General features: G+C 56.0%; 8 protein-coding genes. 1 reads left to right on the top strand and 7 read right to left on the bottom strand.

The window, feature by feature from the left end:
- Nucleotides 1–36 precede the first annotated feature (36 nt).
- Complete coding sequence (locus tag AC1DUO_RS11095) at nt 37–2,286, top strand: MBL fold metallo-hydrolase (protein ID WP_477987312.1); 2,250 nt, start codon at nt 37–39, stop codon at nt 2,284–2,286.
- Between the two features lie 90 nt (nt 2,287–2,376).
- Here the strand turns inward: AC1DUO_RS11095 and AC1DUO_RS11090 are convergent, their stop codons facing one another.
- The 7 genes from AC1DUO_RS11090 to nirB all read right to left on the bottom strand — a co-directional run bounded on the left by AC1DUO_RS11090 (nt 2,377) and on the right by nirB (nt 13,578).
- Nucleotides 2,377–3,063, bottom strand: coding sequence for an amino acid ABC transporter permease (locus AC1DUO_RS11090; RefSeq protein WP_112152405.1), 687 nt, complete (start codon nt 3,061–3,063; stop codon nt 2,377–2,379).
- A complete protein-coding gene (locus tag AC1DUO_RS11085; RefSeq protein ID WP_013575690.1) occupies nt 3,053–3,826 on the bottom strand; it encodes an amino acid ABC transporter permease in 774 nt (257 codons plus the stop codon). Before AC1DUO_RS11085 ends, AC1DUO_RS11090 begins: the two co-directional genes overlap by 11 nt.
- Nucleotides 3,823–4,653, bottom strand: a complete 831-nt coding sequence (locus tag AC1DUO_RS11080) for an amino acid ABC transporter ATP-binding protein (RefSeq protein ID WP_013575691.1) — start codon at nt 4,651–4,653, stop codon at nt 3,823–3,825. The genes AC1DUO_RS11085 and AC1DUO_RS11080 overlap by 4 nt, the downstream gene beginning before the upstream one ends.
- A gap of 24 nt (nt 4,654–4,677) precedes the next feature.
- Nucleotides 4,678–5,490, bottom strand: a complete 813-nt coding sequence (locus AC1DUO_RS11075) for an ABC transporter substrate-binding protein (protein WP_373689692.1) — start codon at nt 5,488–5,490, stop codon at nt 4,678–4,680.
- Between the two features lie 359 nt (nt 5,491–5,849).
- Nucleotides 5,850–6,707, bottom strand: a complete 858-nt coding sequence (gene cobA / locus AC1DUO_RS11070) for a uroporphyrinogen-III C-methyltransferase (RefSeq protein WP_370461765.1) — start codon at nt 6,705–6,707, stop codon at nt 5,850–5,852.
- A gap of 26 nt (nt 6,708–6,733) precedes the next feature.
- Nucleotides 6,734–9,406 (bottom strand): nitrate reductase, encoded by a 2,673-nt coding sequence (locus tag AC1DUO_RS11065; RefSeq protein ID WP_119261700.1) that lies wholly within the window; start codon nt 9,404–9,406, stop codon nt 6,734–6,736.
- Complete coding sequence (gene nirB / locus AC1DUO_RS11060; RefSeq protein WP_477987351.1) at nt 9,403–13,578, bottom strand: nitrite reductase large subunit NirB; 4,176 nt, start codon at nt 13,576–13,578, stop codon at nt 9,403–9,405. The genes AC1DUO_RS11065 and nirB overlap by 4 nt, the downstream gene beginning before the upstream one ends.
- Nucleotides 13,579–13,593 lie beyond the last annotated feature (15 nt).

Here is a 13,593-nt window from a genome sequence, read left to right as displayed (position 1 = left end):
AAAACAAGTAAATAATTGAAATTATAGGGAATTGTGATGAGCTCGATTATACCCACATTGCCAGCAGACAGTTTCGAGATTATAACCTTTGGGGTTGGCCATGGTGATTGTCATCTGGTAGAGCTTCACCATCATGGTAAAGTCGCCTTTCGCCTGTTATATGACGGTGGTGTCTCTTTGCCTCAAGCTTTAACCGATCACCTGAATGACCATAAAAAAGAAGACGGAAGTGAGGATCTTGATGTGGTTGTTCTAAGCCACATTGATCACGACCATCAGGGGGGATTTCACTCACTGCTAAAAAAAACAGACATTACTATCGGCGAACTCTGGCTGCCCTGTTTACCGGCTTTTGAAAGGCTTAGCTGGTTATTTGCACCAAGAGTGCAAGACGCTGTTTCCAAAGCAAAAGGCCTTGAGAATGAAGCTAATACAAGAAAGATCCCTGTTATCTATCCTCTTGAAGGCTATAAACATCGTTTTCAAACCAATGGCAATGTGACGGTTTCCGTTATTTCACCTGCACGGAAAATGATAAAACGTCTTTATAGCGCCCCCTATTCAGAACTTGAAACATTACTGGCTCATGAATCACTGCCCCATGAATGGCTTATACGGGGTGAATCATGGCAAGAGGAGGAGCAATTTTCCGAGGCGGCAAATGTATTCGACACCATGAATGCGCTCTCACGAGATAATTTTTCTCCGGTGAGTAATCAGGATAACAATCTGCGTAATCAAAACAACATAGGTCAAAGAATAAAGAAATATCGTGATAATACTTCTGAACCTAATTTTTTTGGTAATTCCGTTTTAAACGATACCTCGCTGGTTATTGTTATTGATGCATTACTGGACGGTAGTCAACGCAGACGCATCGTTTTAACCGGGGATCAGGAAAACTGGTCCTGGATTTGCTCAGAATATCCTGCTGGTCTTGGAGTTGATGTGCTTAAAGCACCGCACCACGGAGGAAGAGTTTATCTTTCGGATAATAAACCTAAAGACAGGGATGATTTAGATCAGTTTTATATCTGGATGCGTCCAAGAATTGCCGTAGTAAGTGCAAAAGGCACGCATAATTTACCGCGTCAAGACTTTCGTGAAGCATTAAGAGCAGTGGGAACAACACTGGCTTGTCCTAATACAAGAACCAAAGAGTTTATTTTCAATGATATAAGCAATCCGCTAAAAAAATCATGCTTTGAACATTTTGCGTGTAACAGTCAAGATCAAACAAAGGCGCTGCGTGTGCGCATGACAGCATTGCAGGAAGATGTTAATACCGCGGCCTGCTTACAAGGAAACTGCCATAGAGGAGCCGCACCGATCGTTGTATTGCAGCAAAAGATCATTGAACCAGATGAATCTTTTGTTCGCTGGACTCAAACTGAAGTGCGAAAAAATGCGGAATGGTTAGAAAAACTCTTAATGAATGACCGCAAAAATCATCTCAAAGATTGGCCGGAAAGCGAACGACTGGACCACGATGTTGAAGCCGTAAAGTGGTCAGCAATACACAATCAGGCCGAAGCAGAACAACGTACAGCGTTTGCATTCGACCCTTCATACGTACTGAAGTATGCTGCTGTGCACGGTATAATATGGGGCTCCGAAGATTTGAAATATGGAAGCACCTGTGATTTAGTTGCAGCAATATCTGATACAGAATATAAAAACTTGCTCAATAAGGTTAAAGAATATTCTGGTTTTTTATTAAAAATTTCAATGCCAGATTCACGCAGCCTGCATGTCATAGACAATATTGAAATTCTGGAAAGTGCAGAATTTTCTGTTTTAATGGGATTCTGGTCAGCGTGGGCCTACATTCCCTATGAAATATTCATCCGGCATGTCAAACCCAGGTTATTACGTGATATTGCAAAGCATTATTCAGCCAGTATCGTGAACAACATGGATCCCCATTTTCCGATCTCAACTAACGCTAAAAATTCTTATGCCACGTTATATCTTTACAATAATAAAGCAGTTAGCCCTGACTTCTATGAAAAAAATAGCTGGTACAGATTAGATGAAAAACTTACGGGCTATATAAGCGCTCATGCATTTATGGCGCAAATGGAACAAAGCAAAGGAAGTGTGCTTCCAATACTAAACTACTCACATAGAGGTTACACACCAGATTTAAGCTCATTAGAACGATTTGTTAAAAATTTCCGCGACTTATTTGCAGACGAGGAGGAAGAAAAAAGTAATTACCCCAAAGACTTTGAAACTGCGCCTTGGTTGAAGTTATGGGGTAAGGATATAAAAAAACAGAGCTGATTTTTATTGTACTCATTTTGGATAACCGGAGGTTATTTACGGCTCCCGGTTATCCATATCCTTATCCTTCACTTACAACTGTTTAATCGTTCACGCTGTTTTGTTTTTTCTTACTACCCTCCCCGCCAGATACGCCAGCGTCACACACAGCAGGTAATACATCAGCCCGACCAGCAGGAAGATTTCTGCCGGGTAAATTTGCACCCGGTTGTTCACCTGTCCGGCCACCGTGGTGAGTTCCGGCACGTTGACGATAAACGCCAGCGATGTGTCTTTCACCAGTGAGATCAGCAGTCCGAGATAGGACGGCAGCAGATTCGGCCACGCCTGCGGTAACAGCACGAACAACAACACTTTGCCGTAGCTCATGCCGGACGCGATCCCCGCTTCGGTTTGCCCGCGCGGCAAGGCTTCCAGACCCGCCAGCGTCGAATGCATCACCGCCGCCGAGGTAAACCAGGCCAGTGCCAGAATCACCGTCAGCGGACCGGGGATCGATCCGCCAAACACCACCGGCAGCAGGAAATACAGCCAGAAAATCACGAAAATCAGCGGAATGCCGCGGATAAACGACGCCCAGATAAACAGAATTTTTCGCGTCCAGCCGCCGAAACGCCACGCCAGTGCCGCCATCAGAACCCCGGCCAGTAACGCCAGAACGCCCGCCGATGCCGCCATGATTAATGTGAGCAACACCCCGCCCGGCTCACCGTCAGCCAGTCTTCCCCACAGCAGATAAGTGAAATTATCCTGCAAAACAGACCCGTCAAATTCCATCGCGGGTTTCCTCCGTCATTGCCGCCTGCGGCCTGCGCTGCGGACGTTTCGGACCAAACGCCGTCATCAGCCCGCCGAGGATCAGCCCGAGCGCCAGATACAGCAATGTCCCGACCGCAAACCCTTCGAAGGCGTGTGCGTTATAGCTTTCAATCTGACTGACCTGATACGTCAGTTCCGAAAAACCGATGCCGGTCGCCAGCGAGGAAAGCTTCATCAGATTCAGATACTGGCCGGTGACTGGCTGCCACGCATTGGTCAGCGCCTGCGGCAAAAGAATGGAAAGCAGCAATGTCTTGCGGCTAAACCCCTGCGAAATCGCCGCTTCAGTCTGGCCTTTGGGCACGGAATTCAGACCCGCCTGCACTTCTTCCACCAGAAACGCCGCCGTGAACAGCGCCAGCCCCCAGGCCGCACACAAAAATTCCGGCGTCAGCCAGGCAATGTTGCCCGGAAACGTCGCCCACGGATGATTGTCGCCAATGTAAAAACGCCAGCTTTGCGGCAGCGCGCCATACGCCGCGAAATACCAGAACAGCAGTTGCACCAGCAGCGGCGTGTTACGGAAAACAGAGACGAACGCCGCCACCGCGCCGCGTGCAATACGCGAGGTACTCAGGCGCAGCGCAATCAGCAGCACAGTCAGTAACGTAGCGATCAGACTTCCCGCCAGGCTGACATACAGCGTGGTGAGAAAGCCGGAGATAATCCATTGCAAAGGCTGGCCGCTCAGCACGCCCGCCCAGTCAGGATGCCAGATCATCGCTCTGCTCCTGCCTGCGGATGCAGCGGAAACAATACTTTCTGCAAAAACCGCTGCGCGCGCGGATGTTGCGGACGCAGGAAGAAATCTTCCGGCTGCGCCTGTTCGAGAATTTCTCCGCCATCCATGAAAATCACCCGGTCGGCGATTTCACGGGCAAAACTCATTTCGTGCGTCACCACAATCATGGTGATGCCACTTTTCGCCAGCTCCTGCATCACCAGCAGCACTTCGCCGATCATTTCCGGATCGAGCGCTGAAGTCGGTTCATCAAATAAAATAATGTTCGGATCGGTGACCAGCGCCCGGGCAATTGCCACGCGCTGTTGCTGACCGCCGGATAGCTGCTCGGGATAATGCCGCGCTTTATCCCCCAGCCCGACACGCGTCAGCAGCGCCCGCGCCTTTTCCCGCGCTTCACTTTTCTTCCAGCCATGCACTTTGATCAGCGCCAGACTGACGTTGTCTTCGGCGGTGAGATGGGCATACAGATTGAACTGCTGAAACACGAAACCGATATGCGTGCGCAACTGGCGTAATGCCGCACCTTTGAGGTTTCGCGTCGGCAGATTGTCGATCAGGATCTCGCCGCCTGAGGCGGATTCAAGCTGATTAATCAGGCGGATCAGGGTGGATTTTCCGGAGCCGGAAGGCCCGCAAACGGCCACCACTTCGCCGCTGTCCACACGCAAATCAACGTTGCGGATCACTTCATGCGGACCAAAAGATTTACTGACCTGACGAAATTCGACGGCAGCGGTTTTACCGGCGGATGAATGTGAAAAAACCGCAGACGTTGCTGCGGTTGAGTAAGTGTCTTGCGGCATGTGCCTTACCTTGCATAAAACAGATTATTTGGCTTCGATTTTGAACAGACGCGGCTGAGGAGATTTGGTCTGCGGGCCGAACCAGACGTTATAAATGCTGACCGCCTGGCCGTTTTTCTCCAGATTCAGCAGCTCGTCGTTGACCACTTTCAGCAGGTTGGTTTCGCCTTTTTTCACGCCAACGCCAATCTCTTCCTTGCTCAGCAATTCAGGCAACACTTTGTATTTCGCCTTGTCCGGCGCGCCATCCAGCAGACCGGCCAGAATGGTGCTGTCCTGGGTAATCGCCTGCACGTTGCCGTTACGTAAAGCGGAAAGCGCCAGCGGAATATCGTCATAAGACAGCACGCGGGATTGCGGGAAGCGATTATGCAACTCCTGCTCACCGGTGGTGCCTTTCACCGCGCCAATGCGCGCCGTAGCATACGCATCGAGCTTATCCGGCGATCCGGCGGGCACCAGGAACTGCTGGCCGGTGACGAAATAAGGCACGGAGAAGTCGATCACTTTCGCGCGTTCCGGGGTGATGGTGATATCAGCCACAATCAGATCCGCCTTGCCGGACTGCAACAACGGAATACGGTTGGCCGGATTGGTCGGTACCAGTTGCAATTTCACACCCAGCGTTTTCGCCAGCGCTTTGGCGAAATCGACGTCATAGCCGACAATATCGTGCGTTTTCGCATCCACAGACCCAAACGGCGGATTGGAATCGAAAGTCGCAACTTTCACAACACCGGCTTTTTTGATATCCGCCAGCTGGTCAGCATGGGCGGCAAAAGTAGAAAGCGTGCTGATTGCCAGAACCAGCCCGGCAGCAATTTTGCTTGTTGTCATTTGACGTTGATTAAACTGAATAACGGTCATCGTTTTTCCTTATGAATAGTCTGCAGAGGGCTTGCGCCCCAAATTTACAAAGCAGGAGATTTAATTTTTTTTCTTTTGTGAGTCAGAGAATTGCATAAGGAATGAGGTCGATGCCACTAACAAAAAAGGATATAGATGGATCAATTAAGCATAAGCTTTTCGGATGATCGTGCGGGGGAGTTGTGCGTGCTGCCGATTCAGAAATCTTGCTGAACGGAGCGGCCTGGAGACCCAAGGCTCCAGGACCGGGAGAAGGCACCGCGCAGCGGCAAGATTTCCAGCCTGTCACTGCGGTAACTGAAGCATAGCCAGCCAGCGTTAGCGCGCAGTTAAAAAAACGCAGGATTGCAAAGAGGTTCGGTTAAAACCCTTTGGGCCGGTGTGAGTGGCAACCCACGGTCTTGACGTTGTCCCTCTCCCCGGTACATCCCCACCACCTCACCGACAATCAGCAGCGCAGGCGTTTGCACCTGTCCGGTAAGGATCATGTCTGCCAGTGTCTCCAGCCTGCCGGTCAGCACCCGCTGTTCCGGCCGGGTGCCGCGCTCAATGACTGCCACCGGGGTCGTCCCCGGTAAGCCATGCGCCATCAGCTGGTGGCTGATGGTTTCGCTGTTGGCAATGCCCATATAAAACACCAGCGTCTGACGCGCTTCGGCCAGCGCCCGCCAGTCAACATCCGGCTCCCCCTGTGCCCCGTGACCTGTCACAAACCGCACTGACTGCGCCAGACTGCGGTGGGTCAGCGGAATACCCGTGGATGCCGCACACCCCATCGCCGCTGTGATGCCGGGCACGATGTGGCACATTACGCCGTGCTGCTGGCAATGTGCCATCTCCTCGCCGCCGCGACCGAACACAAACGGATCCCCCCCTTTGAGGCGCACCACGCGATGCCCGGCCAGCGCCAGACTGACCAGCAACTGATTAATTTCTTCCTGTCCCAGCGTGTGATTGCGCGTCGATTTACCGGCATCAATGCGCAGCGCCTCGTCCGGGATCAGCGCCATCACCGGCTCAGACACCAGCCGGTCAAACACCACCACATCCGCCTGCTGGATCACGCGCAGCGCTTTCAGGGTCAGCAGCTCGACATCCCCCGGCCCCGCGCCGACCAGCCAGACTTCACCGCGACACACCGGATTACGCCGGTTGGCACCCGCCAGAATTTGCGCGATCTGCTGCATCTGTAATGTTCTTTCGGGAATGTTGTTCATTGGCTGTCTCCCGCCGTCAGCGTGGCGAGCTGACCGGCAATGATTTTTTTGAGTTCAGGAATGCATGAGCCGCAATTTGTGCCGCATTTGAGTTTTTCGCCAAGCTGTTGCACGCTGTGACATCCCTGGTGGACGGCTTCAGTGATCGGGATTTCCCCCACGGAATAACAGCTACAAATGATGGCACCGGCGGGCGCTTTATCACGGTCTGCACGGCCTGCCAGCAACGCCAGACGCTGTTGCGCCGTGTGCGGCGGTGTGGTGAATGCCGCCAGCACCGCCTGCCGGTCGGGTGACGGCGGCCTGCGGCGGGCATAGAACGCCAGTTGTAACGCGCCGTCAGACCAGGCCAGCAGGCTGAAACCGTCATCGCCCAGTTGCGCGGTCTGGCAGAGCAGGTTGTCCGTGGCGTAAGATTCCTTCAGCCACGCCATCCAGTCTGCCGGTAGCGAAGAGTCGGCCAGCGTAAAGTGGGTCACACCCGGCTGGGTGATCAGGCTCCAGTAAGTGGTCACCGGTGGCGTAATATTTTCACCACGCACAAACAGTTCGGCCTGCCACGCGGCAGGCCAGCGGCTCAGGCTGACCGGCATATGTTTGCTTTCCGGCTGTCCCGACAGCGGATCAACATGCGCTTCAATCAGTGCATCGACCCGCGCCTGCTGGCTGAACCGGCTGTTCCAGTGCATCGGCACAAACACGCTGCCGCGCGGTTGCAGATTGTCGGGTTGGGCGCGCAGCAACAACCAGCCGTGCGAGGAGGCAACGCGTACCAGATCACCGGGCTGGATCTGCGGCCCGTCATCGGGATGAAACTGACAAAACGGCTCGCTGATGTGCTGCATCAGACGCGCTGACTTACCGGTGCGCGTCATCGTGTGCCACTGGTCGCGGACCCTGCCGGTATTCATGATCAGCGGATACGCCGCATTCGGCGAATTTACCGGCAGCCTTGGCGTGATGGCGATCAGTTTCGCTTTGCCGTCAGGGTGAAAGAACCGGTTATCCGTAAACAGCCGCGCCGTGCCCTGCGGATTGGCGGCATTCACCGGCCACTGCACAGGCTGCAGGGTGTCCCACTCCTCATCCGAAAGCTGCGCCAGCCCGCTGATATCAAACGCCCGCGAACCGTGATTTTCAAAACCGGAAAGCGCAGCATGTTCGCGGAAAATCTCTGCCGGATGCTGATACGAAAATGCCTCTGCAAACCCTAAACGCTGCGCGACCTGACTGAGGATCCACCAGTCCGGTTTCGCCTCACCCGGTGCAGGCAGAAACGCCCGCTGGCGTGAAATACAACGTTCAGAATTGGTCACGGTACCGTTTTTCTCGCCCCAGCCCAGCGCGGGCAGGCAGATATGCGCGGCACGGGTGGTATCGGTGTCGCGTATAATGTCGGAGACGATCACCAGCGGGCAGCGCGCCAGTCCGGCCCGTACCCGGTCGGCATCCGGCAGCGACACCAGCGGATTGGTGCCCATGATCCACACCGCTTTTATCCGGCCTTCTTCCACCGCGCGGAACAACTCCACGGCGTTCAGCCCGGCTGATTGTGTGACGTTGTCACTCTGCCAGAACCGCCCCACGCGGCTGATATCTTCCGGCGTAAAGCCCATGTGCGACGCCAGCTGATTCGCCAGTCCGCCGACTTCCCGTCCGCCCATCGCGTTCGGCTGACCGGTGATTGAAAACGGTCCGCACCCCTCGCGCCCGATATGGCCGGTCGCCAGATGCAGGTTAATAATGGCGTTGCATTTATCCACGCCGGAACCGGACTGATTGATCCCCATCGAATACAGCGTCACCAGCCGCTGGCTGTCGCCCAACATCTGATAAAACGCCAGCAACTGATCCACAGGCAATCCGCAATACGCGGCGGTACGCGCCACTGTCCAGTCCCGTGCCGCCCGCAATGCGTCTTCAGCACCCTGTGTATGGCGTTGCAGGAAAGCGGTGTCGAGTTTTCCGCTCTCCGCCATCGCGTTCAGCGCACCGCAGAACAGCGCCGCATCACTGCCGGGGCGTAACGCCAGGTGCAAATCGGCGATATCACAGGTGGCGGTCTGGCGCGGATCGATAACAATAATGCGCATCTCCGGCCGGTCCTTTTTGGCCTGCGCCAGCCGCTGATACACCACCGGATGTGCCCATGCCGTATTCGAACCGGTCAGCAAGACGCAGTCGGCCCGTTCCAGATCCTGATAACTGCACGGCACCGCGTCGGCCCCGAACGCGCGTTTGTAACCCACCACGGCAGAGGCCATGCACAGCCGCGAATTGGTATCCATATTTCCCGCGCCGATAAAGCCTTTCATCAGTTTATTGGCGACATAATAATCTTCAGTCAGCAACTGGCCGGAACCGTAAAACGCCACAGCCTGCGGACCCTGTTCGTCGATCACCGCCTGTAACCGCTGCGCGACCGTATCAAGCGCCCGCGTCCAGCTTACCGGCTGGCGGTCGATTTCCGGCTGTAACAACCGCCCCTGCAACCCCAGCGTTTCTCCCAGCGCGCTGCCTTTTACGCACAGTCGTCCGTGATTAGCCGGATGCGTTTTATCACCACTGGCGCTGAAACCCCCGGTCTGCGGTTCCATGCTGACGCCACATCCCACGCCGCAGTAAGCGCAGGTGGTCAGCGCCGGTGCTGTTGCCGGAGGTCTTTTCATACGCTGACCGTCGCAATGGTTTCAGCGGTTTTCACCCCCGGCTGTTCCTGCACCCAGACACGGCCATTTTCGACTTTCACCGGCCAGACGCTCAGCGCCAGTTGCGCGTCGTCCACGCTGCGCCCGTCGTGTAAACGGAAACGCTGTTTGTACAGCGGCGAAATCACCACCGGCTCGCCTTTCACATCGCCCACCAGCCCGCGTGCCAGCACATTGGCATCGCTGTCCGGCTCATGGTTACTCAGCGCGAAAACCTGCTGCGGATGCTCCGGCAAATGGAACAGCGCAATCTGCCGGTTAGCCAGCCGCGCCGCCATACCGGCATTGGCCGGAATGGCGCTGAGATCGCACAGCTCCACCCAGCCCTGCACCGCCATCACCGGCTGAGAAACGGCGCTGAAGGAAAGACCGGCGCGTTCCTGCGACGTCGCGGGGCGAACCTGCTGTCGCTCCGTCACCATCACCACCGCTTCATCCGGCTCGCTGCTGTTGACGAACGGACGGAACAGCGCCAGCCGGTCCGGATCTGCCAGCGTGGTTTGCCATTCGCACTGGTACGTGCCGACCACCGCGTTCATCTCACTTTCCAGTTCTGCGCCGATGTGCAGACTGTCTTCCAGCACCACCTGACGCAGGTAATCCATGCCGCCCTCGAGATTATCCATCCAGGTGCTGGTACGTTGCAGGCGGTCAGCGGTACGGATGTAAAACATCAGAAAGCGGTCTACGGTGCGGATCAGATCTTCCGTGCTCATGTCCTGCGCCAGTAAATCAGCGTGGCGCGGTTTCATGCCGCCGTTGCCGCACACGTACAGGTTCCAGCCCTTTTCGGTGGCAATCACGCCCACGTCTTTGCTTTGTGCTTCGGCGCATTCACGGGTACAACCCGAGACCGCCATTTTGATTTTGTGCGGGGAGCGCAGCCCCTTGTAGCGGTTCTCCAGTTGCAGCGCCAGGCCGGTGGAATCCTGTACACCGTAGCGGCACCAGCTTGAGCCGACACAGGATTTCACCGTGCGCAGCGATTTGCCGTAGGCGTGACCGGTTTCAAAACCGGCGTCCACCAGTTGCTGCCAGATTTCCGGCAGGTGTTCGAGGCGGGCGCCGAATAAATCCACCCGCTGCCCGCCGGTAATTTTGGTGTAGAGGTTGTAGCGTTTGGCGACCAGACCGATGGCGATCAGCCCGTCAGGCGTGATTTCACCGGCCGGAATGCGCGGCACCACGGAATAGGTACCGTCTTTTTGAATATTGGCGAAATAACGATCGTTGGTGTCCTGCAACGGCAAATGCTGCGGTTTGAGCAGGTAATCGTTCCAGCAGGATGCCAGAATGGATCCCGCCAGCGGCTTGCAGATTTCACAGCCGCTGCCGTGACCGTGTTTCTGAATCAGTTCGGCAAAGCTGCGGATATTGCCCATGCGCACCAGGTGATAAATTTCCTGACGGGAATAAGCAAAGTGCTCGCACACGTCTTTTTTCACTTCAACGCCCATTTCGGTGAGTGCGAATTCCATCACCTGTTTGGTCAGCGCTGCACAGCCGCCGCAGCCTGTCGCCGCCTTAGTGCAGGCTTTGACCGCCGCCATATCGCCGCAACCGCCCTTCACCGCGTCACAGATATCTGATTTGCTGACGTTATGGCAGGAACAGATTTGCGCACCGTCCGGCAATGCCGCGACGCCCAGCGTTTGTGGCGCTGCACCGGCGCTGGCGGGCAGGATCAGGTTTTCCGGACTGGCGGGCAGCGGCATATCGTTAAGCATCATCTGCAAAAGCGTGCTGTATTCGTTGCTGTCGCCGACCAGCACCGCGCCGAGCAGGCGTTTGCCGTCCTGCGAGACCACGATTTTTTTGTACACTTCCGCCGGACCGTCGACCCAGCTATAACTCTGACTGCCCGGCGTGCGGCCATGTGCATCGCCGACTGAGGCCACTTCTACGCCCAGCAGTTTCAGTTTGGTGCTCATGTCCGCGCCTTTAAACGCCACCTCGCTGCCGGAAACCGTATCGGCCAGCGTGCGCGCCATCTGATAGCCGGGGGCGACCAGACCGAAAATCTGCCCGTTCCACAAGGCACATTCACCGATAGCAAAAATGGCCGGATCAGAGGTACGACACTGATCGTTAATCACGATACCGCCACGCGGCCCGACCTCCAGCCCGCACTCTTTTGCCAGCTGATCCCGCGGACGGATACCGGCGGAGAACAGCACCAGATCGGTCTCGAGATGACCGCCGTCGGCAAACTCCATGCGATAACGACTGGCTTCTCCGGCCACGATAGCGCGGGTTTCTTTGCCGGTATGGACCTGCACATCCAGCGCTTCAATTTTACGGCGCAGCATCGCCGCACCGCCTTCATCAAGCTGAACGCCCATCAGCCGTGGAGCGAATTCCACCACATGCGTTTGCAGCCCGAGATGTTTCAGCGCGTTTGCGGCTTCCAGCCCCAGCAAACCGCCCCCCACCACCACACCGGTTTTGCCGGTGGCAGCGCAGGCCTGAATCGCCGCCAGATCGTCCAGCGTGCGGTAAACCAGGCAGCCCGGCGCATCGTTGCCCGGAATTGGCGGGACAAACGGATAAGAACCGGTCGCCAGCACCAGCAAATCGTAAGCCGTCTGCCGCCCCTGATGATCGACCACAAAACGGTGACGGGTATCGATATGACCGATGCTGTGCCCGAGGCGCAGTTCAATGCCGGTCGACGCAAAGAAACCCTCTTCTACGACCGACAGCGACTCCGCGCTGCGACCGGAGAAAAACTCGGACAAATGCACCCGGTCGTAGGCCGGTGATTTTTCTTCTGCAAACACAATTACCTGATATTGCAGATGCAGTTCACGCTCGACCAGTTGTTGCAGAAAATGGTGGCCAACCATGCCGTGTCCGGCCATGACTAATACGGGTTTCGACATTGCAGTGCTCCTCGTTACCTCGGCGGGTAACTGTTCTGATTTAATGGCCGGTTCATCGCCGGGGCTGAATATGCTCAATGGCGTCTGGCAGTTGGCGGGATGGCTGATGCGGGCGAAATATTCCGGTCCGTCGCTGATATCACCCCACAGCAACACGCCGGTGAGCCGGTTATCACGCAGCAACAGGCGGCGGTAATGACCGTCAACCGGGTCAGATACCGTGTGAATTTGTGCGCCGTCGTCGCCGTGCAGTTCACCGGCACAGAACACGTCAATGCCGGTCACTTTCAGGCGCAGCGGCACCCTGTGCATCACCGGAGAAACCACTGGTGCACCGGCCAGACGGGCCGCCAGCGCCTCAGCCTGTTGCCAGCACGGCGCGACCAGACCGGCGGTCAGTTCCCCCTGCTGACAACATTCGCCGATGGCCGAAATAGCCGGGTCGGAGGTTTGCAGCGTGTCGCTGACCAGAATGCCGCGATCACAGTCCAGTCCGGCGGACTGCGCCAGGGCAATCTCGGGCCGGACACCGGCGGCTACCACCACGCGTTGCGCGGGAATTTCACGCCCGTCGCTGAGCCTCACCGCCCGTACATTCCCGGCGGGGTCACCGGCATAGGCCACGGTCTGCGCCTGTAAAAGGGTCGTAATGCCGCGCGTGGCGAGGCTGGCGCGAAGCAGTTCTGCACTATGTTCATCGAGCTGGCTGTCCATCAGATGGTTGCCGCGATGCAACAGGCTGACCTGCATGCCCCGCAGCGCCAGTGCGGCAGCGGCTTCCACGCCTAATACACCGCCGCCCACCACCACGACCGGTTGTCCGGCGTAATCTCCGCTGAGGATGTTTTCCACATCCTGCTGCTGACGGAAACCGTGAATACCGCGCAGTTGTGCGCCCGGCACCGGCAGCATAAAAGGCCGCGAACCGGTGGCGAGCACCAGATGGTGATAGTCAAACATCTGCCCGCCAGCCCGCACCCTGCGGGCAGTGCGGTCAATTTCTGTTGCCGCCGCACCGGCGATAAACGTGACGTTGTGACGTTTGTACCACTGCGCATCATGAGTCACGATGTCATCAAACTGTTTTTCACCGGCGAGCACCGGCGTGAGCAGAATGCGGTTATACGCAGGCTGTTTTTCTTCGCCGATGATCACAATGCGGTAACGCTCCGGCGCACGCTCGCACAGCCGTTCCACCAGCCGCACGCCCGCCATTCCGTTACCAATCACTATCAGGGTGGGTTTATCCATTGCGCTTATCCCGCC

Source organism: Rahnella sp. P4_A8 (assembly GCF_056402435.1).
The sequence above is the reverse complement of the archived record's forward strand: the minus strand, read 5'-3'. Positions and strand labels throughout refer to the sequence as shown.